The organism is Chitinophaga eiseniae, assembly GCF_900167135.1.
GTDB classification, from domain to species: Bacteria; Bacteroidota; Bacteroidia; order Chitinophagales; family Chitinophagaceae; genus Chitinophaga; species Chitinophaga eiseniae.
Genome location: NZ_FUWZ01000003.1, coordinates 659,212 through 685,801, shown reverse-complemented (window position 1 = coordinate 685,801; position 26,590 = coordinate 659,212). Strand labels below are relative to the sequence as shown.

21 protein-coding genes are annotated in these 26,590 nt (G+C 50.3%); 8 read left to right on the top strand and 13 right to left on the bottom strand.

Translation table 11 applies throughout. The features are described from left to right. The first annotated feature begins 5 nt into the window (after positions 1 to 5). A complete protein-coding gene (locus tag B5D63_RS21765) occupies positions 6 to 851 on the top strand; it encodes a glycine betaine ABC transporter substrate-binding protein (RefSeq protein WP_078670945.1) in 846 nt (281 codons plus the stop codon). Between the two features lie 124 nt (positions 852 to 975). On the opposite strand, the gene B5D63_RS21760 is transcribed toward B5D63_RS21765, so the two are convergent. After that, positions 976 to 3,333 carry a right-handed parallel beta-helix repeat-containing protein gene (locus tag B5D63_RS21760; protein ID WP_200817067.1) on the bottom strand — a complete coding sequence of 786 codons (2,358 nt, stop codon included), beginning with the start codon at positions 3,331 to 3,333 and terminating at the stop codon, positions 976 to 978. A 206-nt stretch (positions 3,334 to 3,539) separates the two neighbouring features. Between B5D63_RS21760 and clpB the strand changes: the two genes are divergently transcribed. Further along, positions 3,540 to 6,140 (top strand): ATP-dependent chaperone ClpB, encoded by a 2,601-nt coding sequence (gene clpB / locus B5D63_RS21755; protein ID WP_078670944.1) that lies wholly within the window; start codon positions 3,540 to 3,542, stop codon positions 6,138 to 6,140. A gap of 114 nt (positions 6,141 to 6,254) precedes the next feature. Continuing rightward, complete coding sequence (locus tag B5D63_RS21750) at positions 6,255 to 6,734, top strand: nucleoside deaminase (protein WP_078670943.1); 480 nt, start codon at positions 6,255 to 6,257, stop codon at positions 6,732 to 6,734. Here B5D63_RS21750 and B5D63_RS21745 read toward each other — a convergent pair. The 4 genes from B5D63_RS21745 to B5D63_RS21730 form a co-directional block, all read right to left on the bottom strand. Further along, the gene (locus B5D63_RS21745; protein WP_078670942.1) at positions 6,731 to 7,084 is read right to left on the bottom strand and encodes an anti-sigma factor family protein; all 354 of its coding nucleotides are present in this window, start codon (positions 7,082 to 7,084) and stop codon (positions 6,731 to 6,733) included. The genes B5D63_RS21750 and B5D63_RS21745 overlap by 4 nt on opposite strands. Before the next feature lie 17 nt (positions 7,085 to 7,101). Next, the gene (locus B5D63_RS21740) at positions 7,102 to 7,683 is read right to left on the bottom strand and encodes an RNA polymerase sigma factor (protein WP_078670941.1); all 582 of its coding nucleotides are present in this window, start codon (positions 7,681 to 7,683) and stop codon (positions 7,102 to 7,104) included. Positions 7,684 to 7,811: 128 nt separating this feature from the next. Next, entirely contained in the window at positions 7,812 to 8,921 is a 1,110-nt protein-coding gene (locus B5D63_RS21735) for a tetratricopeptide repeat protein (protein WP_078670940.1), read from the bottom strand. Beyond that, complete coding sequence (locus B5D63_RS21730; protein ID WP_078670939.1) at positions 8,914 to 9,483, bottom strand: sigma-70 RNA polymerase sigma factor region 4 domain-containing protein; 570 nt, start codon at positions 9,481 to 9,483, stop codon at positions 8,914 to 8,916. The genes B5D63_RS21735 and B5D63_RS21730 overlap by 8 nt, the downstream gene beginning before the upstream one ends. 91 nt (positions 9,484 to 9,574) lie before the next feature. On the opposite strand from B5D63_RS21730, the gene B5D63_RS21725 reads away from it, so the two are divergent. Continuing rightward, positions 9,575 to 10,351 (top strand): C40 family peptidase, encoded by a 777-nt coding sequence (locus B5D63_RS21725; RefSeq protein ID WP_078670938.1) that lies wholly within the window; start codon positions 9,575 to 9,577, stop codon positions 10,349 to 10,351. Between the two features lie 110 nt (positions 10,352 to 10,461). On the opposite strand, the gene B5D63_RS21720 is transcribed toward B5D63_RS21725, so the two are convergent. From B5D63_RS21720 to B5D63_RS21710, 3 genes are all read right to left on the bottom strand, one after another. After that, entirely contained in the window at positions 10,462 to 11,001 is a 540-nt protein-coding gene (locus B5D63_RS21720) for an inorganic diphosphatase (protein ID WP_200817066.1), read from the bottom strand. Between the two features lie 234 nt (positions 11,002 to 11,235). Beyond that, positions 11,236 to 11,715 (bottom strand): DUF4878 domain-containing protein, encoded by a 480-nt coding sequence (locus B5D63_RS21715; RefSeq protein ID WP_078670937.1) that lies wholly within the window; start codon positions 11,713 to 11,715, stop codon positions 11,236 to 11,238. 248 nt (positions 11,716 to 11,963) lie between these two features. Then, positions 11,964 to 12,926 carry a PhoH family protein gene (locus B5D63_RS21710; protein ID WP_078670936.1) on the bottom strand — a complete coding sequence of 321 codons (963 nt, stop codon included), beginning with the start codon at positions 12,924 to 12,926 and terminating at the stop codon, positions 11,964 to 11,966. A gap of 449 nt (positions 12,927 to 13,375) precedes the next feature. Between B5D63_RS21710 and B5D63_RS21700 the strand changes: the two genes are divergently transcribed. Beyond that, the gene (locus tag B5D63_RS21700) at positions 13,376 to 16,024 is read left to right on the top strand and encodes a PAS domain S-box protein (RefSeq protein ID WP_078670934.1); all 2,649 of its coding nucleotides are present in this window, start codon (positions 13,376 to 13,378) and stop codon (positions 16,022 to 16,024) included. Positions 16,025 to 16,032: 8 nt separating this feature from the next. Then, entirely contained in the window at positions 16,033 to 16,422 is a 390-nt protein-coding gene (locus tag B5D63_RS21695; RefSeq protein WP_078670933.1) for a response regulator, read from the top strand. On the opposite strand, the gene rpe is transcribed toward B5D63_RS21695, so the two are convergent. The 5 genes from rpe to thrA form a co-directional block, all read right to left on the bottom strand. Then, on the bottom strand, positions 16,403 to 17,068 hold the full coding sequence (gene rpe, locus B5D63_RS21690; protein ID WP_262488165.1) for a ribulose-phosphate 3-epimerase: 666 nt from the start codon (positions 17,066 to 17,068) through the stop codon (positions 16,403 to 16,405). The two genes, B5D63_RS21695 and rpe, sit on opposite strands and share 20 nt — an antisense overlap. 61 nt (positions 17,069 to 17,129) lie before the next feature. Further along, entirely contained in the window at positions 17,130 to 18,137 is a 1,008-nt protein-coding gene (locus B5D63_RS21685; RefSeq protein WP_078670931.1) for a tetratricopeptide repeat protein, read from the bottom strand. A gap of 23 nt (positions 18,138 to 18,160) precedes the next feature. Continuing rightward, the gene (gene thrC, locus B5D63_RS21680) at positions 18,161 to 19,456 is read right to left on the bottom strand and encodes a threonine synthase (RefSeq protein WP_078670930.1); all 1,296 of its coding nucleotides are present in this window, start codon (positions 19,454 to 19,456) and stop codon (positions 18,161 to 18,163) included. A gap of 17 nt (positions 19,457 to 19,473) precedes the next feature. Then, the gene (locus tag B5D63_RS21675; protein ID WP_078670929.1) at positions 19,474 to 20,400 is read right to left on the bottom strand and encodes a homoserine kinase; all 927 of its coding nucleotides are present in this window, start codon (positions 20,398 to 20,400) and stop codon (positions 19,474 to 19,476) included. Between the two features lie 76 nt (positions 20,401 to 20,476). Beyond that, entirely contained in the window at positions 20,477 to 22,921 is a 2,445-nt protein-coding gene (thrA, locus tag B5D63_RS21670) for a bifunctional aspartate kinase/homoserine dehydrogenase I (RefSeq protein ID WP_078670928.1), read from the bottom strand. A 1,241-nt stretch (positions 22,922 to 24,162) separates the two neighbouring features. Between thrA and B5D63_RS21655 the strand changes: the two genes are divergently transcribed. Next, a complete protein-coding gene (locus B5D63_RS21655) occupies positions 24,163 to 25,320 on the top strand; it encodes a homogentisate 1,2-dioxygenase (RefSeq protein WP_078670925.1) in 1,158 nt (385 codons plus the stop codon). A 73-nt stretch (positions 25,321 to 25,393) separates the two neighbouring features. Further along, positions 25,394 to 26,521 (top strand): 4-hydroxyphenylpyruvate dioxygenase, encoded by a 1,128-nt coding sequence (gene hppD, locus B5D63_RS21650; RefSeq protein WP_078670924.1) that lies wholly within the window; start codon positions 25,394 to 25,396, stop codon positions 26,519 to 26,521. The last annotated feature ends 69 nt before the right edge of the window (positions 26,522 to 26,590 follow it).

Below are 26,590 nucleotides of genomic sequence, written 5' to 3'. Positions count from 1 at the left end.
TACGTATGAAAAAGATTTTCCTCCTCGCCCTGGCGGCGGTAACACTGACCTTCGCTGCCTGTCAGCAGGGCGATAAAAAAAGCGGTAAGAAAATTACCATCGGATATGTCAACTGGGCGGAAGGCGTAGCCATGACCAACCTGGCCAAAGTGCTTCTGGAACAAAAAGGTTACACTGTAACGCTTAAAAATGCAGACGTGGCGCCCATCTTCGCGGCCGTAGCCGGCGGCGATGCCGACGTGTTCATGGACACCTGGATGCCCGTTACCCATAAAACCTATATGGAGACTTTCGGCGATAAAGTCACTATGCTTAATACCAACTTCGACAGCGCCCGGATAGGCCTGGTGGTGCCTGACTACGTGGACGCCCGCACGATCGAAGATCTTACCAAATACAAGACTTCATTTGACGGTAAAGTAGTGGGCATCGACGCCGGCGCCGGTATCATGGCCAAAGCGGAAGACGCCATCCGCGAATACGGACTGGACTATGAATTGCAGTCCTCCTCCGAAGCCGCGATGATGGCCACACTGAAGAAAAATATAGATGAGAAGATGCCCGTGGTGGTGACCGGTTGGGCGCCCCATCATATGTTTGCCCGTTACAAGCTCCGTTTCCTGGAAGACCCCAAAAAGGTGTTCGGCGAAATGGAAAAAATCATGACGATCGCCAACAACGAATTCACCGTGAATGACACGGCGGCGGTTAACTTCTTCCGCAAATTCAAACTTAATAGCGAAGAATTGAGCTCTCTCATGAATGTCATGGCGGATGCCGACGGTAAAGAAGAAGTAGCCATAAAACAATGGATCAGCGAACACGAAGCGCTGGTAAAAGAATGGATGTAAATTTTTTGATTTTCGATTTCGGAATGTAGGAATTTCCGGGATTTTATAAAGCGAAGATGATAGCGGAAAAACAATCCCTGTCATCTTCGCTTTTTTATTCCCGAAATCCCAGGATCAAAAAATTTCAAAATTTCAAAATGATTTCCCGCTGATTCCGGAATATGGTCAGCGTTGCAGGTTTGTCACCCTCACGGTTATACGCTTTTTGAAGGTCCCCCACATTTTGCACGACTGTATTTCCTGCTTTTAAGATGACATCTCCAGCCTGTAGCGCGTAAGGGAAATTATCGGGTATACGCACGAGGTATACGCCGTTATTGTCCGGTAAGCCCGCCGCGGAGCGCTCTCCCAGCGTTTCAATGTTTTTGATGCGGGCACCCAGCCAGGTGGTTTCAGACGTGCCGATCAGGTGCTGTTGCCGTAACACCGGAAGCGGCGCTTTTTTCGCCAGCAAACGTAGTGCGGGCGATATTACGCCGAAGCTGTCCATCGGGAAATTGTTGAAGACTATCCGTAGCGCCGGAGACCCGGCTTTTACACGGTAGTCGCCTGCTATCGGATTTACAAATCCCGGATCACCGGCCATGGAATGCTGGTCCGTTTCTGCCGGAAGGGTGGCTTTATCCGGGAACAGATTAAAATCCAGTTCATCGCCCCAGTAGCGGATGCCGATGGGTTTGTACGGACCGGTCACGATATTGTGCCGGAAGATGTCATGGCTGTTTTTAAACCATACATGCGGATGGAAAGAGTTGTTGAGGATGACGTTGTTCTCTACGGTCCTGTAAAAACCTTCCCGCAGTTTAAGGCCGCCGTTAAGGCACACATTGTTGTAGATGTAGTAGTTGGAGGAACCGTCGTCCAGATCGATGTCCCAGCCATGATCGCAGCGGAAGCGGTTGTGATGCAGCCGTGTGGTATAGATGGCATCCTGCAGGATCAGTTCCGGATGTGCTTCGGTAAGGTCATTCATAGCGCCGCGGTCAGGGTGCCAGTAGCGGTCCCGTCCCCAGGAATTAAAGGCGCCGTGGTCGCCGGTTTCCAGCACTGTATTGAATACGTCGTTATACGCAATATCGTGGCCGCCGAAAGTGCCTTCACTCACGTTGATGCCTGCGCGGGGCACATCGTAAATGGTATTGTGCAGTACGCTGATGTTCATGGCCATGGACAACTGAATGCCGGCAGTCTGCTTTTCAATGGTACCGATGCGATAAATCAGGTTGTTGTAAACGGTGCAGGAATCCGGATAATGATTGGTTTTAGGTCCACGTACAGTGTCGATGGCTGCCAGCGGCTGTGACTCGTTGTATTCAAACAAAGGGGAACGGACAGCGTCCGGATTGCCGACAAAACAGATGCCGCTGCCGCCGGCGTCGTGGATATGGCATCCGGTGATGGCAGCATGGCGGTTATAGTTGCTCACAAATACGGCGTTACCGCCGTTATGGTCAAATTCACAGTCCCGGATGGTACAGTGTTCGGTGCCGTCCAGCAGAATGGCGCCGCCGCGGTAGATGGTCCAGTCGCTGCGCAGCAGCGGTTCGCGTGTATCCATAAACGTGGGAGCGGTATGCGCAAGGCGCAGGCCCGCGATGGTCACATTCCGGACAGGGTTGTTGGCGCTGCCTTTCAGGGTAATGGCCTGCGGCAGCCGGGATACGACCACGGTAGCTCTGGACAGGCGCACGCCCGGTGCGGGTTTATAATACAATGTTTTTGCCGGTTGATCATAATACCATTCCCGGGCAGTGTCCAGCTCTTCGAAGATATTCTCCACAAAACGGCGGGAGGCATGCATGCCCATCTGCCGGTTGTTCTGGTAACCACCTTCCAGTTGCAGACTGTAGTCGGGGTGAACGCCCGTGATACGGTAATGATACCCGCCCCATTCTCCCTTGTGCAGGGCATGTACATAACCTCCTTGTGGATGTTTCCATGTCTTTACCCTTTCCGGGCTGATGGCGTCGGCGGCGCTGCCGTTGTAATACTGTGCGCTGCTGTCGTAGTTGGGATAGCGGGCGCGTACCTGTTGCCGGTCGTTGATGTATAACTGATCAAACGAATAAGGCAGCTCCAGTTTGGCTTTATAAATGCCGTTTTTCCAGCGGCGCCATTTTACTTTAACGGGTTGGCCGCCGCTCAGTGTAACGTCGTCTCCCGGATGGGCGGGCATGATCACGACCGCGCCGTTGCCGTTAGCCAGCTCCGGGGTAATGACCAGCGTGCTGTCCAGGTAGTAGGTGCCGGGTTCCATCAATACTACAGCCAGCGTTTTTCCGGGGTGACGTTCCCTGTTCTCCCGGAGAACGGCCTGTAACCGGGCTGCCGTGTATACATTGCCGTACAGCTTGGCGCTGTGGCGACTTTGGATGCCTACCGGTATATAAACGGTGTCGTTGGACAGACGTTCCTGCGCTGTGGTGGCCAGGGCGCCCGTTACGGCCGTTAGCAGCAGGGCATAGAGGCGGATCATTTTCATTCACTCATATATTAGAGAACGCTAATATACGGCGTAGATTCGATGACGTTAATGCTATTTTAGCAGTTAATAACTTTATCTTCTGCTAAAAATGCAGGAAATTTATACGTAATATGACATAATTTCCGGAAAACAACATTGGTGCAGGCTTTGTTAATACAACAGCACGTTTGTACATCACTAAAAAAGGAGCAAAATAGCAATATATGAATCTGAATAATTTCACTATAAAATCGCAGGAAATACTGCAACAAGCTCAGCAACTGGCATTCAATCATCAAAACCAGGCTATCGAAACAGGGCACATCTTAAAAGCCCTGTTGGAAGACAACGACAGCCCGGTGGAATACCTGCTGAAAAAGAACGCCGTTAATACTACGCTGCTCAACACCAAACTCAATGAGCAGCTGCAAAAATATCCCAAAATGGTAGGCGGTGAGGCCGGACAGGTACTGAGCCGCGACGCCAACAACGCACTGCTGCGTGCCGGCGCCACCATCAAGGAATTCAAAGATGAGTTTGTAAGCGTGGAGCACCTGCTGCTGGCCATCCTGGGCGGTAGCGACGATACCTCCAAACTGCTGAAAGATGCCGGTCTCACGGAGAAAGGCCTGAAAGCAGCTATCAAGGAATTACGCAAGGGCGAAACCGTGAACTCGCAATCCGGCGGCACCCAGTTCAATACCCTGCAGAAATACGCCAAAAATCTGAACGAGCTGGCCCGCGAAGGCAAGCTGGACCCGGTGATCGGCCGCGATGAGGAAATCCGCAGAACGTTGCATATTCTCTCCCGCAGGTCTAAGAACAACCCGATACTGGTAGGGGAACCCGGCGTAGGTAAAACCGCTATCGTAGAAGGACTGGCACACCGTATCCTCAATGGCGACGTGCCGGAAAACCTGAAATCAAAAACCATTTACGGCCTCGACATGGGCGCGCTCATGGCCGGCGCCAAATACCGCGGTGAATTCGAAGAACGACTGAAAGCAGTGGTAAAAGAAGTGACCGACAGCGACGGCGAAATCATCCTCTTTATCGATGAGATCCATACCCTGATCGGTGCCGGCGCCATGGAAGGCGCCATGGACGCCGCCAACATCCTGAAACCGGCCCTGGCCCGCGGCGAACTCCGTGCCATCGGCGCCACCACGCTCAACGAATACCAGAAATATTTCGAGAAAGATAAAGCGCTGGAACGCCGCTTCCAGAAAGTATTGGTGGACGAGCCCAGCGTAGAAGACGCGATCTCCATTTTGCGCGGCCTGAAAGAAAGATACGAAAGCCATCACCATGTGCTGATCAAAGACGAAGCGATCATCGCAGCCGTGGAACTGTCCCACCGCTATATCACCGATCGTTTCCTGCCCGACAAGGCCATTGACCTGATCGACGAGAGCGCTGCCAAACTACGGCTGGAAATGAACTCCATGCCGGAAGAACTGGATGAACTGGAAAGAAGGATCCGTCAGCTGGAAATTGAAAAAGAAGCGATCAAAAGAGAAAATGATGAAGATAAACTCAGGGAACTGAGCGAAGAGATAGCCCGCCTCAGCGAAGAACGGAATACGTTCAAAGCTAAGTGGCAGGCGGAAAAAGAAGTGGTAGACAAAATCCAGGCAGCTAAGTCAGCGATCGAAAACCTGAAACTGGAAGCCGAACAGGCAGAACGTAACGGCGATTTCGGACGCGTGGCGGAGATACGCTACGGTAAAGTCAAAGAACAGGAGAAACTGGTACAGGACCTGACCGATGAACTGAGTAAAATATCCGAACACAATAAACGTCTTCTTAAAGAGGAAGTAGATGCGGAAGACATCGCGGAAAACGTGGCAAAGGCTACTGGTATTCCGGTATCGAAAATGATGCAGAGCGAAAAAGATAAACTGCTGCACCTCGAAGAAGAACTGCACCGCAGGGTAGTAGGACAGGAAGAGGCGATCATCGCTGTGTCCGACGCTATCCGCCGCAGCCGCGCCGGTCTGCAGGACCCGCGCCGCCCGATCGGCTCCTTTATCTTCCTGGGTACTACCGGGGTGGGTAAAACAGAGCTGGCCAAAGCACTGGCGGAATACCTGTTCGATGACGATCAGATGATGACCCGCATCGACATGAGTGAATACCAGGAGAAACATTCCGTTAGCCGCCTCGTGGGCGCGCCTCCGGGATATGTGGGATACGATGAAGGCGGTCAGCTGACCGAAGCCGTACGCCGTAAGCCCTACTCCGTAGTGCTGCTCGATGAAATAGAAAAAGCGCACCCGGATACTTTTAACATTTTGTTACAGGTGCTCGATGACGGCCGTCTGACAGACAACAAAGGCCGCGTGGTGAATTTCAAGAACACCATCATCATTATGACCAGCAATATGGGCAGCCATATTATCCAGGAGAATTTTGAAAACATTAACGATTCCAACAGAGAGGAAGTAGTAGATAAAACGAAAGAAGAAGTAATGACACTGCTGAGGACCACCATACGGCCGGAATTCCTCAACAGGGTGGATGAAGTGATCATGTTCCAGCCACTGCTGCGCGATGAAATTAAAGGAATAATTAACATTCAGTTACAACAACTGAAAGACATGGTGGCAAAAAATGGCATGATATTGGAATTTTCTGACTATGCGCTGGAATATCTTTCTGTACAGGGTTACGACCCGCAGTTTGGTGCAAGACCGCTGAAAAGATTAATACAGAAAGAAATCATCAACCTGCTCAGCAAAAAAATATTGGCAGGGGACATTGATAAATCCAGACCTGTGCTGATCGATGTGTTCGACGGCGTTGTGGTGATCAGAAACAAATAATACGAGCAATTCTAAATACGACGATACATAGTTAACGATAAACCCCGCGATTCTTCGCGGGGTTTTTTTATGCCTTCTTTTCGGTAAATTTGAAAGAACTAATATTGTTATCCTATGATAGGGGAAAGAGAACGGAAATTCATGCAATACGCAGTGTCGTTGTCCCGCAGGGGAATGGAGCGGGGAGACGGCGGACCTTTCGGGTCTATCGTGGTGAGAGGAGACGAGATTGTAGGAGAAGGATGGAACCAGGTGCTGTGCGAAAACGACCCTACCGCCCATGCAGAAGTGATGGCTATCCGCAATGCCTGCAAAAAACTGGGCACCTTTCAGCTCACAGACTGCGAAATCTACACCTCGTGCGAACCTTGCCCCATGTGCCTGGGCGCCATCTACTGGGCTCGGCCTTCAAAAGTGTATTACGCCAATACCAAGGAAGACGCCGCGGCCATTAACTTCGACGACTCCTTCATTTACCGAGAGATCACGGTGCCCCATGATGAAAAAAAAATCCCGCTGATTGAACTGCGGGACCTTGATGCACTGAAAGTATTTCAGGAATGGAAAGCGATGAATAATAAAACGCTGTATTAATGTTTTACAGCGAAATGGTACGCCCAGAACAACGCCAGTACCAGGAAAATAATACAAAGGATGATAACGGTAAGGGATATATAATTTTCTGTTTTCCGGCGGGTGCGGTATTTCTTCCGTAATTTTTTCAGGACTTCCCATCTCATTTCGCTGAGCCAACCGGGAATCTTTTCCTTGTCTTTGATGTCGGACAGCCCTTCCAGGGCTTCACTGCAAAATTCACAATCCGTCAGGTGCATTTCCACCTCGTGCCGTTCTTCCGCAGACAGCTTGCCCTGCACGTAGTCCAGTAGCTGCTGTTGCGTGGGACAGCCCGTAGTGACAAATATATCATTGAAATGCTCGTTCATATCGCTATTGATGCAAATTAACGCTTGTTTGCGCGTTGTTGTTTTTCCAGTATTAATTTAAGATTACGTTTGCCGTTCTGGATATAACTTTTTACCTGCAACAGGCTGAAGCCGGTCTGGTCTGCTATTTCCTGGTAGGATTTCTTTTGCAGGTAAAAAAGCGCTACACAAACTTTCTGTTCCGGGTTCAGGAAATTCAGGGCCTGCTCCATGCTGTTGAGCAATACGTCCTTTTCCTGGTGCGACCGTTGGTCTTCCGGATCTGCGGCCAGTTCTCCGGCATGTTTATCGGTAATCTCTTCCCGGTATTTCAGGTGATGCTGCCGCAACTGCATCAGGCAATAGTTTTTGGCTACCTGGTATATCCAGGCGCGAAAAAACTGTATCTCATGTTTGTTGACGTCAGACAACACTTTGAGAAAGATCTGTTGCACGGCATCGCGCGCATCTTCTTCATTTTTCAGGTATTTCATGCACATGCCCAGTAATAACAGGGCATAGCGGTCAAAAAGCACACCTATCCACTCACTGTTCTGATCAGTTTTGAACCGTTGCAGTAACTCCTGGTCTGTCAGTTGTTGTATCGCTGGATTATTCACAGGCTAAAAAGAATGCTGTCTGTAAGATGCAGACAGCTATAAATTCCACAAACTTACGAATTACAAATATGTAATTTATCAGCAGGCTTTGCGGCTAAATAACTTTAAAATCTATTATCCGTCGGGGATTACATACTATCCAGTGCCTGTTGCGCATTGTTTTTCAGGGAGCCGTCCATCCGGATGACTTCGCGGAACATACGGCGGGCTCTGGCCATCTGGCCTTTGCTGCGGTAGCAGATAGCCAGCTGGTAGGTGGCCATTTCCGCGTATTTGCCGGAGCTATTGGAGGCAATTCTTTTGTATCTGTCAATGGCCTCGCTGAGGTTGCCCTGCTGCTGATACACCATAGCAGCTCTATAGAGGTATTCGTCGCTGTTGATGGGCTCACCGGGCTGCGGGTTTTCCTTTTTGGGCGGAGCTGGTTCTTTCGGCTCCTGTTTAGGTGCGGGAGCCGGTTCCGGTTTTTTATCGTCGTTGTCTTTTTCTTTTTCTTTCTCTTTTTTCAGGGAATCCTGTTGTTTCTGCAGGGCCTGCGCTTTCCGGAGGCTATCGGCCGCCTGCTTTTTCTGCTGCGCTTTCAATGCAGCTGCTTTGGCCCTGGCGATGGAATCTGCAGTCGCTGCCGGCGCCGGTAACGGTGTTGGTTTGGCCGGCGCCGGGGTATTGGCCGTTGTAGTGGCGGCCGGCTTAACCGAAGCGGGTGTGGTGGTTGTCTGGTGGCCCGGCGCTGGTGCCGGTTGTTCTGCGGTCACAATAGGCTGACTGGCCACTTCCCCGGCGGGGGCAGTGGCAGAGTCGGCCGCCGGCGGCTGGGAAGAGGCCAGCATACGGGGCGGTGGCTGGTTGCGGAGATGGCCGCGTAATACGTATACGCTGGCTACGCCGATCACAAGGAAGGCCACCAGCCAGAAATAGACCAGCAGGCTTTCCTTGGTCTTCTCCTTTTTGGTGTACCGGGCTACCTTATGGACATGGGACACCGGTTGTATACTGTCCTGTATATAACGCTGGAGCTTTCCGGTCAGGTCCTGGTACTGCTCATTACCGGCTTCCTGCTCCAGTGCCTGCAAGGCGCCAAAGCACAGGTCGCAATCGGTAAGGTGCTGTTCCACGAGGTGTTTTTCAACATCTGTCAGTCTCCCTTCCATATAACGGGGCAACTGGTCTTTGCTGAGACAACGGATACCGGAAAATACCTTTAAAATTTTTTCATTGTTTGGCTTACTACTAAACATAACCCTGATTCATATATAGCTTGGCAAGTTTCCCTTTGGCTGCTTTCAGCTGGTTCCTGAGTTTTTCACGTGTCAGTCCCTTGGCAGCGGTCAGATCGGCAAAGCTTTTATTATCAATATAGAACTGCGTTATCAGATCACGGTCGTCGGCATTCATGCGCCCGAGGGCCTGTTCGAGCCTTACGGCCAGGTCCTGGCGGTCGATGATGTTGGTACCTGCTTTTTCGACTTTGTTCTCAATATGCAACAGGTCCCTGCCATCCCGTGACGGGTAGAAGGGAATATTTTTGTCTGGACTATTGAAATATGTTTTCTGAATATGCAATATCCATTCGTTGGCTTTGTAGATCGTTTGGGTTTTAAGACTGGCGCTGAGCCGTTGCAACAGGGTGGGAAAGACAATGTTGGGGTCTGGCTTCGGGGCTTTATCCAGATAAGGCAGTGTAATGGCAACCAGTAAATGACTATACCTGTCCATTAGTACACCTTCTGCTTCCCGGTCTTGTTTCCGGGCACGGGATATAAGTTCCTTATCTGATAAATTGGTTAACTGTTGGTGCATAAACTTATTACTCTATATTTACGTATAAAAGCGGAAAAAGTTCATTCAGACGCGAGAATATTGGATTAAAAAACGGAATTATACAATTAATATGCCATACGCGATCGTTGTGGTGCCTGTAGCGCCGCTCAGGGCTACCGCCGCACACAGAAGTGAGATGATTTCCCAGCTGCTCTGGGGCGAAGGAGTGGAAATCATCAACACGGCCCCTGACGGATGGGTGGAAGTAGTAAACCAGTACGACGGCTATACCGGCTGGGCTTCCCTCTCACACCTCGAAGAGGTATCCGAAGAGATCTATCACGCACCCGCTACTCACTACCTGCCGGAATGGAGCAATGAAATCCTGCTCAACGGTCAACCCATGATCTTACCTTTTGGCTGTCTCCTGAAAGGGTATACCAACCTTTCCGCAAAATGGGGAAATGTACAGGTGAACTTACTGGAAAAACCCCCTGTATTGCCCGCTGCAGGAAGCCCGGTAAATACGAAACATCTGCTGGCAGATGCAAAGAAATTTCTGAATACGGCTTATCTCTGGGGCGGCAGGAATGTCTTTGGGGTGGATTGCTCCGGGTTTGTACAAAACGTTTTTAAACTGTCGGGGATACCGTTGCTCCGGGATGCGTCACAACAAGCCACACAAGGTATCACGGTCGATTTTCTGCAGGAAGCACGCCTGGGGGACCTTGCTTTTTTTGATAATCCCGAAGGAAGGATCACCCACGTGGGCCTGTTGCTCAATGATCACGAAATCCTTCATGCTTCCGGCAAGGTACGCATAGATCCGATCGATAATCAGGGTATCATCAACGCCGATACCAACATCAGAACGCATCAGCTGCGGATTATTAAAAGGTTCTTCTAAAATTTTCTGATTTTCGATTTCTTGATTTTGGAATTTGGAGGAGACGTCCGGCAAAATCTCAAAATCAAGAAATCGAAAATCAAAAAATCGAAAATCAAAAAATGATTTATTTAGCTCTGTTTAAAGATCTTTCTGTAGTCTTCAAAGCTCTGGTTAATGATCTTTTCAGCTTTTTCCTTGTTTTGGAACTCTTCCACGATCACTGATTTCTTTTCCAGTCTTTTGTATTCTTCGAAGAAGTGTCTCATTTCGTCGATAAAATGAGGTGGCAGTTCGGAGATATCGTTGATGTGGTTTACGCTCATGTCGTTGGCTGCCACCGCGATGATTTTGTCATCCGCTTCGCCGCCGTCAACCATTTGCATTACACCGATCACTTTGGCTTCGATGATACACATCGGTACGCACTCTACCTGAGACAGTACCAGGATGTCCAGCGGATCATGGTCATCGCAGTATGACTGCGGAATGAAACCATAGTTGGCAGGATAATATACAGAGGAATATAAAACGCGGTCCAGTTTCAGCAGGCCGCTATCTTTGTCCAGTTCGTATTTGGCACGGCATCCCTTTGGAATCTCGATAATGGCATTTACAACGTGTGGTACCTCAGATCCGGGACTCACACTGTGCCAGGGATTTGTCATCATAATAATCTACTTTTCTGCTTTTAAGGTTTATTGTTCAATATTGTATTAGTGTTAGAAAAGTGAATACCTTATTCACTTCACTTTTCATGAAGATATGGTCAGTGGTTCCGTTGCTGGCCTTTGGAAATCAATCGCCCCTGCCCATTCTTGCATCGGCAAATTTAAGGCAACTGATGCTTAATAGCTAAAAATTATCCCATTCCTGTGCAAAAAAGCGCAGTTTAGTGGCAAAAATCATTTAACTGCAGGAACTGCCACGCCGCCGGCGGTGGTGTCCGGCGTTAATACAGTAGTGGAGTCCAGGCCCTGGCTGGCCGGCGGAATATAGTTAGGTATGATACTTTCAAATGTCAGTGAAATTTTCCATTGACCGCTTTCTTTTACCAGTTGCAGCACTTCCTGCTGGTTGGCGGAAGAGTTCTGGATGGTCACGGAAGCTTTGTTGTCGTTTTCTTCCACGGCGACAACCTGTATTTTGGCTTTGCGGATCTTATCGCGTTCTGCATCGCTGCGACGCCCGTCAAAAATGGAGTAAATCTGTATTACCTGTTGAGACTCCTTGGTGGCATAGTCCCTTGCCTGGTCGAAGTTCGAATCCTGTATAGCGTGCATAAATGCCAGTGCTACCTCTTGAGGGGTGGCCCGTTTCTTACAGCTGCTCAGCAGCAGCATTCCCATCACTGCCAGTGTCAGAATTCGACGATAATTGGTCATGCGGTCGATAATTATTATATCACAACAAAAATAGGGTTAAACATTCAAATCTGCAAAGTACTATCACCGCAATGCTGTATCACAGGCTTCCGGACTGAATTATCCCCTTGAAAAAACAGGTAACTTACTGCAAAGACCGTTAAAAAAGCGTTAATATTCAAAAAATTTTTCATTTAGTCATTTAAAAATAAAGAGACCTGATTTCAGGCTTCTTTATTTTTAAATGACTAAATGAAAAAATTCGTCAATTATCCTTCTTTATCTTTGTCCGCATCATATGCGCGGATAATGGCTTTCACCAGGCGGTGACGCACCACATCCTCTTCGTCCAGCTCCACAGAACCAATGCCGTCGATATTACGCAGAATACGGTTGGCCTTTTCAAGGCCCGACTTCTGGTTTTTCGGCAGGTCGATCTGGGTAAGGTCGCCGGTGATGATGGCTTTGGCAGAGGCGCCAATGCGGGTCAGGAACATCTTGAGCTGCAGGTCGGTGGCGTTCTGCGCTTCGTCGAGGATAATAAAGGAATTATCCAGCGTACGGCCACGCATATAAGCCAGCGGCGCTATTTCTATGATACGGTTGGTCATATAATAACTCAGCTTCTCTGCAGGGATCATATCGTCCAGCGCATCGTACAATGGCCGCAGATAGGGATCAATCTTCTCTTTCAGATCGCCGGGAAGGAAGCCCAGGCTTTCACCTGCCTCTACCGCCGGACGGGTGAGAATGATTTTCTTAACAGCTTTGTTTTTAAGTGCACGTACCGCCAACGCAACCGCTGTATAGGTTTTACCCGTACCCGCCGGCCCGATCGCAAATACAATGTCATTTTTGTCCGCCAACGCCACCATTCTTTTCTGGTTGGCAGTGCGTGCCCGTACCGTACGGGCGTTCGGACCAAATACCAGTACCTCGTTGGGATTGCGGTCACTGAAATGATCTACCGCCGTTCCCTCTTCATCCCCAAGAATCTGCTCAAAGTAATTCTCCGTCAGATTACCATTACGCTCGAGATATTTAACGATTTGACTGATTTTTTCCTCCGCTGTGGCCACTTCTTCCGGCGCCCCACTCAATTTTAACTGGGTACCCCTGGACAGGATCTTCAACAGCGGGAATTTTTTCTTCAGCAAATCCAGTTTTCCGTTGTTAACACCGAAAAACTCAATGGGATTAATACTATCTAAATTAATAATGGATTCAGTCAATGATTCAATGATTTAAAGTCCGGGAAAATATTCTGAATTCTCACTCCGAATATATGAATTTAACCACAACCTGAAGAGCAGTATTGTTAAGCAATCACTAAATTCTACAATTCCCCCAATACCAGGTTGTCACGCTCGGGTCCCATGATAATCAGAACTTTCTTTAATTGATGTTTTATTTTATGTGAAAATTAGTTTATTTGTAGCCCGGCTCCGCCGGAAATGAATGCGAAGATATTGATCAATCAACAAAATCGGAAAACTGAAAATCCACAACAGGTGGATAATTCCCTGAACAACAGGCACTACCGGAAGATAAATCCGGTTGAAAAACGGGAAAATAAAGCCGGAAGTTGTACCTTTTACTACTGTAATGGCGCTTTTTTGTCATATAATGCCTATTTTGAGCTTATTAAATACTCAACGATCTTAGAATCCCGCTAGTAATAATGAAGGATGTTATGCTGGAACAGCATTACCGGCATCTGCAGCATCTGGAGGCTGCCATCAATGCCTGCGCATTGTCTGTGAATCTGGATGCCGCTGAATGCATTACTACCCTGAACCCGCGAATGGCCAACGCCCTACAGCAACCGCCGGAACTCATCTCCGGACGATACTTCAGGGAACTACTCCTGCCCGCCGATGAAACACAGTGGGCCCGCATCTGGCAACAGCTGCGGACCGGACAATCCATACAGGAACAAATCTGTTTTCTGCTGCACGGAAACACCCAGCTGTGGCTGGAAGCAGCCATCCATCCTGTCATGGGCAACGACGGTCAGCTGACCGGATGCCTCCTCATCGGCATCGATATCACCGACCGTAAACTGCCCGAACTCCGGGTCATGGAAGATGAACAATATTTCCGCCAGATACTCGAAAACCTCCCCATCGGCCTGCAACAGTTCACCCCCGAAGGCGTCAGCGTAGAAATGAACAGCCGCCAACGACAGATATGGGGCGCCCAGCACGCCTTCCTCGGCGATGCGGAATATAAATGGCTGCAAGACCCGTTCTACCGGCTCAATGGCCTCGCCCGCATGTTCGAAGAAGCCCGTGACACCGGCAAAACACTGAAACGGGAAATATTGCTCAACTATGCGGAAAAAAATTACGGCAATGTCACCCGCCTGTTCCCGCTGTACTACGAAGCTACCATCTTCCCGGTAACAGACCGCCACAGCAGAATGGCCAACTACTTCCTTATCCTCGATGATATCACCGAAAAGAAAGTAGCCGAAATCAGCCTCCAGAAAAGCGAAAGACTGCTCGACAATATCATCGAAAACCTGCCCATCGGCTATATCCAGTTTGATAACTTCGGCTTTATCCGCCGCATCAATCAAACGCAACGTTTCTTCTTCAACTCCCCGCATCCTGCCGCCCGCCGGAATTTCAACGTCATGAACGATGAACTGGCCACCCGCTTCGAACTGGACAAACTGTTCCTGCAGGCACTCGAAGAAGGCAACCCGCTGCGCGTGGAAAAGAAAATAGACTTCAGCCAGGACGAACGCTGGACCACCGTCGGCCGTGAAGTATACCTCGACCTCACCGTCTTCCCCGTGATTGAACCGGTGGATAAAGAGATGATCGTCGTAGCCCTCGTAAACGATATCACCGATAAAAAAATGCAGGAACTGGAAAACGTCAAAAACCAGGAATTCCTCCTGCAAACAGGTGACATCGGAAAAATCGGCGGATGGGAGATGGACCTCGAAACGGAACGTGTCCGCTGGTCTTACCAATCCTATAAAATACATGACTGCGAACCGGACACGCCCATCAACTACGAAAAAGCCATGCGCTTTTTTTCACCGGAGTCACAACCCGTGCTGGAAGGACTGGTGAAACAATGCATCGAAACCGGCAAAACGTTCGATGCAGAGCTGACGCTGATCTCTGCCAAACAGCAAACCAAAAGAGTGCGTTGTATCGGTCAGCCGGGATATACCAATGGCAAACGGACACGCATCTTCGGCGTGGTCCAGGACGTGACGGAACAGTCTGCCATCGAGGAAGCGCTCACCCGTAACACGGAACTGATGCGTCTCTTCTTCGATACGGTGGACATGGGCTACGCCGCCATGGAGAAAGACGGCAAGCTCAATTTCCTCAATCAGAAAGCGGAGAAAATGATCGGCCAGAAAGTGGAAATGGGCAGCAATATTTTCGAAGTGTTCCCCCGGCTGTCAGGCACCGTGTTTTACGCCAGGTTGCAGGAGTGTATACAACAGCGGCAGTCCCAGTCTTTCGGTATCTACTTCTCCAAACCCGATAAATGGTACGACTTCCTGCTGACACCCATGCAGGACGGCGGTATCTCGGTCTTCATGCGCGACATCACCGAGAGCCGTAAAATGCAGAAGGAACTGCGCAAGGCGAATGACCAGCTGTCTAACCTGAACAAAAACCTGGTCAACCAGAACAAGCAGCTGGAGGACTTCGCTCATATTACTTCCCATAACCTGCGGGCGCCCATCGCCAACCTGCGGGCGCTGATGCAGATGCATAACGAGGCATCCTCCCAGCAGGAGCGGGAGCTGTACCTGGGCATGTTGCATGAAGTGATCAAAAAGATAGATGAAACGCTCAACGACCTGGTGGAAGTGGTACAGATACGGAAAGACGTGAACGTGGAAAAAGAAAAACTGCTTTTTGCCGAACGGGTACAGAAGGTAAAGGATATCCTGCTGGTAGATATTGAAACCAGTAATATCAAAATCACCTATGATTTTGAACAGGCGCCACAAATAGAGTATCCACGGGTGTATCTCGACAGTATCCTCCAGAATTTTATCACCAATGCGATCCGCTACCGTTCACCGGAAAGAGAGCCGGAACTGCATTTACAGACCTGGAGAGAGAACGACAACATTGTACTCACGGTGCAGGACAACGGCATCGGCATTGATATGGAACGCTTTGGTAACAAGCTGTTCGGCTTCCGGAAAACATTTCACCGTAACAAAGATGCGAAAGGTATCGGATTGTTTATCACCAAAACACAGGTGGAGGCAATGGGTGGAAGTATCAGGGCCGAAAGCAGGCCGGGGCAGGGTACCAAATTTATTATTACATTTAGGCCGGAATAATCCCTTTTATGAAGCTGATCAATATGATTTTTATAGTAGACGACGACCCAATTCACCAGCAAATTGCTAAAATCATGATAGAACGGCAGGGGATATGCACCAATATCAGGGTGTTCTCAGATGCGCAGGATGTATTGGACCATATCCGGCAGCATGCAGATAAGGTGGACGAACTGCCCGACCTTATTCTGCTGGACCTCAATATGCCGATTATGGATGGTTGGGAGTTCCTGGATGAGTACAGCGTCTTTCATGACCAGCTGCCCAAACAGATCCGCATCTTCGTGCTGACGTCTTCTATCGATGAGAAAGACAAAGAGCGGGTCCGTCATTACCCGGTGGTAAATGGCTATCTTACCAAACCCCTGTCCAAAGAGATTATAGAGCACCTCTCTTAAGTGCGGCAATTGTTTTTTCGGGATCTGCTGAAGCAAAGATGGAGCTGCCTGCCACCAGCACATTGGCGCCTGCCTGCACCAGCTGGCCGGCATTTTCTGTACTGATACCGCCATCCACTTCTATCAGGGCGGTAGCCTGGTTGTCTTTGATCAACTGACGCACCTGCCTTATCTTCTGGTAAGTTTGTTCTATAAAGGTCTGTCCGCCAAAACCCGGATTGACGCTCATCACCAGTACCACATCGATATCACGGATCACATTTTCCAGCATCACCGCTGGCGTATGCGGGTTGAGCGCCACGCCGGCTTTCATGCCCAGGCTTTTGATCTGCTGGATATTGCGGTGCAGATGAATACAGGCTTCTGCATGTACGGTGAGGATATCGGCGCCGGCTTTTTTAAATTCGGCTGCATATTTCTCCGGTTCTTCTATCATCAGGTGTACATCACATGGTTTGCGGGCCAGCTTTTTGATCTGCGCGATCACCGGCAGTCCGTAGCTGATATTGGGCACAAAACGGCCATCCATCACATCCAGGTGAAACCAGTCAGCCTCGCTGCGGTTCACCATTTCCACTTCTTTTCCCAGTTCAAGAAAATTGGCCGCCAGTAAGGACGGCGCTATCATTACAGGAGCGTTTTCCAATAGTAGTCAGTTTTAGGTATTAAATGTAAGCAATGCGGTTGACATAAACACCGGTGGCACTTTAGCGGCTCAACCGTTGCATGGCTTCCTTTGCTTCTTTATAATCTTTTCTGAAAGAAGCGGCTTTGGCGTAGTCTCCGATCGCTTCTTTTTTGTTGCCCAGCTGTTCCTGTGCCCTGCCGCGTTGAAAATAGGCCAGCGCGTCGGTGGGAGCGGCTTTGGCGGCGAGGTTGTAGTAACTGTACGCCTCCTTCCACTGGTTCCTGCTGCTGTAGATGTTGCCCAGCGCCATATATGCCGGCTCAAATCCCGGATCGGCCACAATGCACTTCCGGTAGGTGTTCATCGCGGCATTGGTATCGCCCAGTTCTTCCTGTGTTTGTCCCGCATCAAAGAGGGGGGTGGCATTGAGCGAGTCCTGCTGCCATGCGGCCGTATAGTACCGGACGGCTTCCGGGGTTTTGCGGGCCCGCAGCAGGTCGGCCAGTTCCATGACGGCTTCATACTCCGCCTGTGGGCCGGCAGCGGCGACGGCCTTTTTCAGATGTTCGATGGCTGCGGTAGTATCCAGGCGGTCTTCTGCCATGCGTGCTTTCAGGTAAAAAGCTTTGTCCCGCCCGTCGGTGGTGCCGGCCAGCACATCGGCCAGGCTGTCTGCCTGTACAGTGTGTTTGTTCTCCAGCATGGCGGTGGCCAGTTTGTACTGCAGGTACGTATAGGTGGGAGCGTTAGCCAGCGCTTTGCTGAAATATAGTTCTGCTTCGTTGTAGCGGTTGTCTACCAGCGCGGCTTCGCCGGCGCCGGCCCAATAGTCGGGGTTAGCCGGCTTCAGGCTGGCGGCTTTTTCAAAATCCTGCTGCGCGAGGCGGGGATTGGTATTGAACAGCAACAGCGCCCTGCGGTAGTACAGTGCGTCCTGGTCCGGATAATGCTGAATGGAATCTGTCACCGGCCGGATAATATCACTGTACAGTGCGGAGTCTGCGCCGTTCTGCTGGCCGGGCTTTTTGTGGTCATTGTTGCAGGCCACGACACCCGCCATGGCCACCAGGATAGGTAAATATTTCATACACCGCCAAAACTAAGCAATCCTTATCGCATTAACCAGTTTTTGAACGCGTCGTAATCTGCCGGCAGCAGCGTGGCATCTTTTTCTTTACCATAGAGCGACATCACGCGGGGCGGTGTGTAAATGGCATCACGCACAGCCTTGGGTGCGGTGTCTTCAAACTTTACCGGGTGGGCCGTTTCCAGGAAGACGCCGGTCAGATCAGGCGCCCCGGCGAGGAACTGCTGCAGGCCGAGATAACCTACCGCCCCATGAGGGTCCAGCATATAATGATGTTCTTTCCATACCTGTTCCATGGTACGTGCCGTATCCTTGTCCGTATAGGCGTACGCGGTAAATTTCTCCTGCAGTGCCGGCAGGCTGTTGCCGAATAACTGCAACACCCGTACGAAGTTGCTGGGGTCGGCCACGTCCATGGCGTTGGACAGGGTAGGCACTGCTTTGCCTGGTTCATACTTTCCGTTTTGCATAAAGCGGGGCACCGTGTCGTTGATGTTCGTGGCGGCCACAAAGTGTGCTACGGGCAGGCCTATGGCGGCGGCCATCATGCCGGCGCAGATGTTGCCGAAATTACCGCTGGGCACGGCAAACACCACCCGGGGATGAGCGGCCTTCATCTGTTTATAGGCGAGGAAATAATAAAACATCTGCGGCAGCCAGCGGGCCACATTGATGGAGTTGGCAGAAGTAAGCTGTCGGCGTGACTGTATCTCGGCGTCGAGGAAGGCGCTTTTCACCATACGCTGACAGTCGTCGAATGTACCCCGTATCTCCAGTGCGCGGATATTACCGCCGAGGGTGGTCAGCTGTTTTTCCTGTAAGGTGCTCACCTTTTGCGAAGGGTAGAGGATCACTACGTCTACACCGGGAACGTTATAAAAGCCGCTGGCCACGGCGCCGCCGGTATCGCCGGAAGTGGCTACCAGCACGGTCACCGGCCGGTCGCTGTTACGCCGGAAGTAACCGAGGCATCCGGCCATGAAGCGGGCGCCCACGTCTTTAAAGGCAAGGGTAGGGCCGTGGAAGAGTTCCAGCGCATAGGTGTGACCGGTGACTTTCTGTACCGGAAAAGGAAAATGCAGTGTATCGTTTACGATCTGTTTCAGCGCGGCTTCAGGGATCTCATCACCGATAAAAGGACGGATTACCTCATAGCCGATCTCCTGGTCTGAATAGTGGTGCAGGTGTGTGATAAAATCCGGGTCCAGGGAAGGGATCTGCTCGGGGAAGTACAGGCCTCTGTCCGGCGCAATACCTTGTATGACGGCGGTTTCAAATGATGTTTTATGTTGTGGATCTTGTAAACTGTAGTACTGCATGCGGATGGATTGGTGAATTAGTCAATGATTTTAACGCCGGCGGTGTTGACGCGGGACACGTATATTTTATAGTCTACTCCCAGTGGCGCATATACGTTGTTCATGGTTTCGGCCACTTTACGGGCGTTTGCTTCGCCTTTGCTGAGCATGAATACCGATGGGCCGGAACCGGAGATACCGCCGCCGAGGGCGCCGGCTTCCCTGCATCTGAGCTTCAGTTCCTGGAAGGCGGGAATAAGGATGGAACGTATCGGTTCCACGATCACATCTTCCAGGGAACGGCTGATCAGGTCATAATCCTCCTGGTAGAGCGCTGCTACCATGGCTCCTACGTTGCCCCACTGGCGGATGGCGTCAGTCATCAGCACTTTCTGCTTCAGTATCTCGCGGGCGTCGGAAGTTTTGACTTCTATCTGCGGATGGATAACGGTTACCCACAGTTCGGCCGGCGTGTGCAGCGTGGTGATGTCCAGCGGACGGTAGCTGCGTACCAGCGTGAAGCCACCGAGGATGGCCGGCGCCACGTTGTCTGCATGTGCAGACCCGCAGGCCAGTCGTTCTCCTTCCATAGCGAAACGTACCAGTTGTTTTTTGGTGAAGGGCTCGCCCAGCAGGTGGTTGACCGCCACAACGGCGCCGGCGCTGCTGGCGGCGCTGGAGCCGATGCCGCTACCGGGGTGGATATGTTTGAAGATCTCTATTTCGATACCGGCATCGGGCTGGTCGTATTTCTGTAACAGTGCCTGAACGGCCACGCTGGCCACGTTTTTAGCTGGGTCGGTGGGCAGGTCGGCGCCGTGGACGGCTTTGATACGGATGCCGGGCTGGCTGGTGCGGCGCACCACCATTTCGTCGCCGGGGGCGTCCATGGCGAGGCCTATCACGTCAAAACCACACGCTACATTGGCAACAGTGCCGGGTGCATATACTTTTATACTTTCCATACAGGAAGGGTTGTGTTATTAATTTAATCATTCGGTGTTTTATCTGCAACGAGGTGACAAGGATTTAACAGGCTGGTCATAAACGGGCGGACCGGATAATGTCGGCGAAAATACCGGAGGCGGTCACGTCTGCGCCGGCTCCTGCGCCTTTTACGATCAGCGGTTGCTCCTGGTACCTGTTGGTGGTGTAAAGCACGATGTTGTCTTTGCCTTCCAGTTGGTAGAAAGGATGATCGGGTGCAATGCACTGCAGGCCTACGGATGCCTGGCCGTCTGCATAGCGGGCCACGAACTTCAGCCTTTTGCCGGCGCTGGATGCTTCTTGGTACAGCTGTTGGAAATGAGCGGCATGTTCATCCAGCGTTTCGTAGAAATCGGCCACGGATGGTGCATGAAGGCAGGCTTCCGGCAGGAAGGAGTGGTTGGTGATGTCGTTCATTTCGATAGCGGCGCCGCTTTCACGGGCCAGTATCAGGATTTTACGCATCACGTCTTTGCCGCTGAGGTCAATACGCGGGTCCGGCTCAGTGTAGCCTTCGTCCTGCGCGGCTTTGACCACGCTGCGGAAACTGTTGCCGTTCACAAAATGGTTGAACACAAAGTTCAGGCTGCCGGAAAGTACCGCTTCGATGCTCTGTACCCTGTCGCCGCTCCTGACGAGGTCATTGAGCGTATTGATGACAGGCAGGCCGGCGCCCACATTGGTTTCGAAAAGAAAGGAGGCGTTGTATTTACGGGCCAGGTCTTTCAGTTGTTTGTAATAGGCATAATCTGAGGAGCAGGCGATTTTATTGCAGGTCACCACGGAAATACCATGTTGCAGGAACTCGTGGTAAATGGCGGCCACTTCGCTGCTGGCGGTATTGTCCACGAATACGCTGTTGCGCAGGTTTAGGGATTTGATGCAGTCCACGAAAGCCGGCAGGTCCATGGCGTCTCCCTGTGCCAGCTGGTTTTTCCAGTCGTGGAGCCCAATGCCATAGGGGCTGAACAAGGCATTTTTACTGTTGGCCAGACCGGCTACCCTTATCTGCAGTCCCAGTTCTTCCTGCAGGTAGTGCTGTTGTTGCTGCAGTTGTTCCAGCAGTTTGCCGCCTACGTTGCCTACGCCGGCGATGAACAGGTTGACCTGTTTGAGCGGCGCTTCAAAAAATGTTTCATGTATCAGGTTGAGCGCTTTTTTCAGGTCGGCTTTATTAATGACAGCGGAGATATTTTTCTCCGTAGAGCCTTGTGCGATAGCCCTTACATTGACGCCGTTGCGGCCGAGGGTACCAAAAAGTTTGCCGCTGGTGCCATGATGGTTTTTCATTTTGTCGCCCACAACGGCCACGATGCAGAGGTCCTTCTCCACCAGCAGGGGGTCGATGCGTTTCTCCTGTATCTCCTGTGCAAACTCGCTGTCGATCGCAGTTTTGGCTTTCAGCATGTCTGCTTCGTGGATGCCAACTGTGATAGAGTGCTCCGAAGAACTCTGGGTAATGAAGATAACGTTGATACGTTCCTGCAGGAGCGATTCAAACAGTCGTTTGGAGAACCCCGGGATGCCTACCATGCCGCTTCCTTCAAGGGTTAACAGGGATATATGCTGGATGCCGGAAATGCCGGTCACCGGGAAAGTACGTTCTACGCTGTCCTGTATGAGGGTGCCGTAATCTTCAGGGGCAAACGTGTTTTTGATCCAGATGGGTATTCGTTTATCCATGACCGGTTGTATAGTGGGCGGATAAATGACTTTAGCGCCGAAGTGGGACAGTTCCATCGCTTCTTCGTAGGAGATATGGGCGATAGGAATGGCCTGGGATACCAGGCGGGGATCGGCGGTCATCATGCCGCTCACGTCTGTCCATATATCAAGCAGTTCTGCATGTACGGCGGCAGCGATGATGGCGGCAGTGTAGTCCGAGCCGCCACGGCCGAGCGTAGTGGTGTCGCCGTTGGGGGCGGCGGCCACAAAGCCGGGCAGTACCACGTAATCTGCGGGATGCTGCGAGAAATATTCTGTAATAAGGTGGTTGGTAGCCTGGAAGTTAACGGCCGCATGGCCGTAGTTGTTGTCGGTCACAATCAGTTCCCGGCTGTCTTTGCAGGTAGCGGAGAAACCCAGTTGCTTGAGTTTTTCCGCAACGATAACGCAGGAGATCAGTTCGCCATAGCTCATGATTTTATCAAGGGAACGGGCGCTTAGTTCTCCTACCTGGAAGATGCCGTCGCACAGATTTTCCAGGGCATTAAGTTTTTTCTTCAGTTGGCTGATCATGCTGCTTTGCGCAGTGATAGGGAATAATTCGCGGATAGTGTCCAGGTGTCTGTTTTCTATTTCCTGTAGTACGGACTTGTATTGTTCCTGGCCTTCGCCGGCCAGTTGACCGCAACGTATAAGCTTGTCCGTAGTACCGCCGAGCGCTGATACAATGATGGCATAACGGCCGGCCGGTTTATTTTTTTTGAGGATTTGACAAACCTGTTCTATGGCTTTGGCGCTTCCGACAGAAGTGCCGCCAAACTTAAGTACTTGCATAGTGAATAATGTTTATACGAATGGATATTCCGGGTTCCCGGTGGTTACCACGGTTGTGGTCGTTGGATGATATGTGTATACTAACCCCGCAGTGGGGTTGTAATGGTGGTGGTCGTAATAATAGTGCTCAGGCGTTCCCCCAGGAGGGAGGAGGCGGAGGAGGTGAGATGATATGTAGCTACTGCTTGCACTATTGTTTTATGACGATTGTGTAACAAAAGTCCGGATTTCCACCGGTAAATAAAAGTGCAGTGGGGATATTTTTAAATCATTTAATTATTGTTGCTTGTTTTTGATATTGTCTAATATTTTTTTGTTTTGTTGAATTTATGTAGGGTTTACTGCGGTTTTGTTTGATTGTGATAGCATCATTTTTTCATCTTGGAGTATGTGAAAATCAATTTTTAAGACAATTGAATGACAAAAATATGCTTGAAAGCTCCAAAATGAAAGGGGTGTATTGTCATGAAATAGATGACAGAGGAAAATCCTCCGGGGGTACTGTTAAGTGCTCCCCGGGGAGGAAGAACGCTAATAGTAGACGTTCTCCTTGCAACCAGGGATCTTCAGTGTGTTCTCTCCCAGTTGCAGCTTGTCCAAAAGCGGGAGGGTGGTAAAGGCATGTTTGTATTGCCGGCGGCCTCGGCTATCTTTTGATAGCCGGCCGGAATACTGAACGCCTGCGGGTTAGGGGCTTTTGTCTGTGCCCGGGCAGCAAAGGGCAACAAAATCAATAACAACAGATATTTCATAGTACGTATATAATGGTCGCTAAGGTAACCTTTTTAGCTTCAACAGGGGGAGGCTGCCGTTAAAATGCCGTATACGGTTTTAGATACCTGTATTTTGCTGCTAAAACAATAATTTGCTTGGACGGAAACAAAATATCCTTAACTTTAGCTGACTAAATTATTTGCCACTTGTCCGTTTCACTGAAATATACAAGCAATAGTCAGCTTAACTACTACTTTCTCATGGCTACCCTCGCCATGGATTCGGCGCTGGCATAACCCTTCCGAAACAGCCCCTTCCGGCTGCTTTTCCTGTTTATATCGCGTAACTTTGTAATAGCTTTTCTTATCGCTATTGCTGCATGTGCGCACCTCGTTTTACCGGCAATTTGTCTTTTAGCATCAGCCTTTATTGTGCTGCGTGATAATTTCCAATACAGCAATTTTTTGCAGGATCATACACCAATTCAGCTTACATACACCAAAACAATCTTTTAATCAATACGCGTTATGCCACATTATCATCAACTAGGACAAATCCCGCATAAACGACATACCCAGTTCCGCAAACCGGACGGGGGACTGTATTCGGAACAATTGTTTTCCACAGAAGGGTTTTCTTCCCATTCCAGCCTCCTGTACCACTGTCACCCGCCGACCGAAATTGTAAAGGTGGATGAACCGTATTCCGTGGCGCCCAAAGTGGCAGAAGAAAAAATGCTGAAGCACCGCAGTTTTCAGGGGTTTAATATCCAGCCGGAAGATGATTTTCTGAAAAGCCGCAAAGCCGTGCTGGTCAATAGTGACCTGCACATTGTGCTGGCCGCGCCGCGTAAAAGCATGGAGACCTATTTCTACAAAAATGCGGACGCCGATGAAATGATCTTTGTGCATGAAGGCAGTGGCGTGCTCAGAACACAATACGGGCAACTGGAATTCGGTTACGGTGATTATCTCGTGATTCCCCGCGGCACCATCTACCAGATATCCTTTGCAACGGAAAACAACCGCCTCTTTATCGTAGAGTCGTTCAGCCCTCTCCGTTATCCGAAAAGATACCTGAGCAAATACGGGCAGTTGCTGGAGCATTCGCCTTATTGCGAACGGGATATCCGTCAACCGAAAAACCTGGAGACCATCGACCAGGAAGGGGATTTCGTGATCAACGCTAAAAAGAAAGGGGTGATTTACCCGCTTCACTATAAACATCATCCCTTTGATGTGATCGGGTGGGATGGCTGCGAATATCCTTTCGCTTTCTCCATTCATGACTTTGAGCCTATTACCGGTCGCGTACACCAGCCACCGCCGGTGCATCAGACCTTTGAGGGCAACAATTTCGTGGTATGTTCCTTCTGCCCGCGCTTATTCGACTATCACCCGCTGGCGATACCGGCGCCTTATAACCATAGCAATATCGACAGTGATGAGGTGCTTTATTATGTGGATGGTGATTTTATGAGCCGCAAACATGTGACCCGGGGCATGATCACCCTGCATCCGGCGGGTATCCCGCACGGCCCGCATCCAGGAGCGGTGGAAAAAAGCATCGGCGCCAAAGAAACCAAAGAGCTGGCCGTGATGGTGGACACCTTCCATCCGTTGCAAATCACCGAAGCCGCCCTGGGTATCGAAGACGAAGGATATGTGATGAGCTGGGCAGAGTAAACAATGCGCAAGAGAACAATCAACAGATAAACACCAAAACGACTTAAACAACAAAAATCTAAAACACTGAATTATGGAAACCGCAGTAGTAAACGCTTCCAACCTGACCGGTCAGGACTTTCTGCCATTGAATGGTACCGATTATGTTGAGTTTTACGTAGGCAACGCAAAACAGGCAGCCCACTATTATAAGACCGCTTTTGGTTTTCAGTCAGTGGCTTACGCCGGTCCTGAAACCGGTGTGAAAGACCGGTCTTCCTACGTGCTGGTACAGAACAAACTACGTTTCGTACTCACCACCTCCCTGCTGCCCGATACCGACATCGCGCGTCACGTGGCCAAACACGGGGATGGTGTGAAAGTACTGGCGCTCTGGGTGGACGATGCCCGCTCTGCTTTCGAGGAAACCGTTAAACGTGGCGCCACTCCTTACCTGGAGCCGGTTGTGGAAAAAGACGAATTCGGTGAAGTGGTACGCAGCGGTATCCGGACTTATGGCGATACCGTGCACCTTTTCATTGAACGTAAAAACTACAAAGGTCCGTTCCTGCCCGGCTATAAAGAATGGAAAACTGTTTACAACCCGGCGGATACCGGTTTGCAGTATGTAGACCACTGCGTGGGCAACGTAGGCTGGAACGAAATGAATACCTGGGTATCTTTCTACGAACGTACAATGGGCTTCAAAAACCTCATCTCGTTCGATGACAGCGATATCTCCACCGAATACTCGGCGCTCATGAGTAAAGTGATGAGTAACGGTAACGGTCGTGTGAAATTTCCGATCAACGAGCCGGCTGAAGGAAAGAAAAAATCCCAGATCGAAGAATACCTGGATTTCTACGGTGGTCCGGGCGTACAGCACGTCGCTATCGCCACCAATGATATTATCCAAACCGTTTCTGATTTACAGGCCCGTGGCGTAGAGTTCCTGACAGTGCCAGGTTCTTACTATGATACACTGCTGGAAAGGGTCGGTACAATCGATGAGTCTATAGAACCGCTGCGTAAGCTCGGTATCCTGGTGGACCGCGACGACGAAGGCTATCTGCTGCAGATCTTCACCAAACCTATCCAGGACAGGCCTACCGTATTTTTTGAAATTATCCAGCGTAAAGGCGCCCAGTCTTTCGGTAAAGGCAACTTCAAAGCCTTGTTTGAATCTATCGAAAGAGAACAGGCCCTGCGCGGAAATTTATAAGTCTCAAGGGCTAAGGCCCACTTGCCCGGCTTTGGTTACAACCCGCTATGAGAGCTGTTAAATTGCTGA

Coding starts and splice junctions, on each gene's coding strand:
- B5D63_RS21765 (WP_078670945.1), top strand. CDS start 6: ATGAAAAAGATTTTCCTCCTCGCCCTGGCGGCGGTAACACTGACCTTC.
- B5D63_RS21760 (WP_200817067.1), bottom strand. CDS start 3,333: ATGAAAATGATCCGCCTCTATGCCCTGCTGCTAACGGCCGTAACGGGC.
- clpB (WP_078670944.1), top strand. CDS start 3,540: ATGAATCTGAATAATTTCACTATAAAATCGCAGGAAATACTGCAACAA.
- B5D63_RS21750 (WP_078670943.1), top strand. CDS start 6,255: ATGATAGGGGAAAGAGAACGGAAATTCATGCAATACGCAGTGTCGTTG.
- B5D63_RS21745 (WP_078670942.1), bottom strand. CDS start 7,084: ATGAACGAGCATTTCAATGATATATTTGTCACTACGGGCTGTCCCACG.
- B5D63_RS21735 (WP_078670940.1), bottom strand. CDS start 8,921: ATGTTTAGTAGTAAGCCAAACAATGAAAAAATTTTAAAGGTATTTTCC.
- B5D63_RS21730 (WP_078670939.1), bottom strand. CDS start 9,483: ATGCACCAACAGTTAACCAATTTATCAGATAAGGAACTTATATCCCGT.
- B5D63_RS21725 (WP_078670938.1), top strand. CDS start 9,575: ATGCCATACGCGATCGTTGTGGTGCCTGTAGCGCCGCTCAGGGCTACC.
- B5D63_RS21720 (WP_200817066.1), bottom strand. CDS start 11,001: ATGATGACAAATCCCTGGCACAGTGTGAGTCCCGGATCTGAGGTACCA.
- B5D63_RS21715 (WP_078670937.1), bottom strand. CDS start 11,715: ATGACCAATTATCGTCGAATTCTGACACTGGCAGTGATGGGAATGCTG.
- B5D63_RS21700 (WP_078670934.1), top strand. CDS start 13,376: ATGAAGGATGTTATGCTGGAACAGCATTACCGGCATCTGCAGCATCTG.
- B5D63_RS21695 (WP_078670933.1), top strand. CDS start 16,033: ATGAAGCTGATCAATATGATTTTTATAGTAGACGACGACCCAATTCAC.
- B5D63_RS21685 (WP_078670931.1), bottom strand. CDS start 18,137: ATGAAATATTTACCTATCCTGGTGGCCATGGCGGGTGTCGTGGCCTGC.
- thrC (WP_078670930.1), bottom strand. CDS start 19,456: ATGCAGTACTACAGTTTACAAGATCCACAACATAAAACATCATTTGAA.
- B5D63_RS21675 (WP_078670929.1), bottom strand. CDS start 20,400: ATGGAAAGTATAAAAGTATATGCACCCGGCACTGTTGCCAATGTAGCG.
- thrA (WP_078670928.1), bottom strand. CDS start 22,921: ATGCAAGTACTTAAGTTTGGCGGCACTTCTGTCGGAAGCGCCAAAGCC.
- B5D63_RS21655 (WP_078670925.1), top strand. CDS start 24,163: ATGCCACATTATCATCAACTAGGACAAATCCCGCATAAACGACATACC.
- hppD (WP_078670924.1), top strand. CDS start 25,394: ATGGAAACCGCAGTAGTAAACGCTTCCAACCTGACCGGTCAGGACTTT.